Origin of the sequence: Ramlibacter aquaticus, assembly GCF_015159745.1 — a bacterium.
Classification (GTDB): domain Bacteria; phylum Pseudomonadota; class Gammaproteobacteria; order Burkholderiales; family Burkholderiaceae_C; genus Ramlibacter; species Ramlibacter aquaticus.
Genome location: NZ_JADDOJ010000199.1, coordinates 1 through 436 on the forward strand (window position 1 = coordinate 1; position 436 = coordinate 436).

General features: G+C 52.8%; 1 protein-coding gene. It reads right to left on the minus strand.

Going from position 1 to position 436, the window contains the following annotated elements; translation table 11 throughout:
• On the minus strand, nt 1-420 hold a 420-nt coding region (locus IM725_RS20105), incomplete at its 3' end, for an OprD family outer membrane porin (protein ID WP_193782406.1).
• Nucleotides 421-436 lie beyond the last annotated feature (16 nt).

Below are 436 nucleotides of genomic sequence, written 5' to 3' on the forward strand. Positions count from 1 at the left end.
GAGCAGAGGCATCAGAGGGTTTACCCCCCCTATCCTCAACTCCGTCTTACCCATCCTTGCTTTGGCGGTGGCCACGAACTTACCGTATTCATCCTCAACCTGCCTGTCGGAATCGTAGGCCAGCAGCCCTGATCCCGTTCTGTCCGGGCTGGAATCAAGCTTCACCCCCAGCAAGCCCATCGCATCAATACCGAAGCCCACGGGCCCTTCTGTAAAACCCGATTGCAAGTTCAAAATAAAGCCTTGCGCCCACTCATCGCGCTTGGACTGAGTGGCGCCATCATTGCGAAAATCGCGATTATAGTAGAAGTTACGAAGTTCGAGACTGCCTTTGAAGTCTTCCACGAACGCGGCAGAAGCATAAGGCGCGACCAGCAATGCTGCTGAACAAGCCAACGATTTTTTTAAAGCAATAGACATCACAGGCACCTTGTTC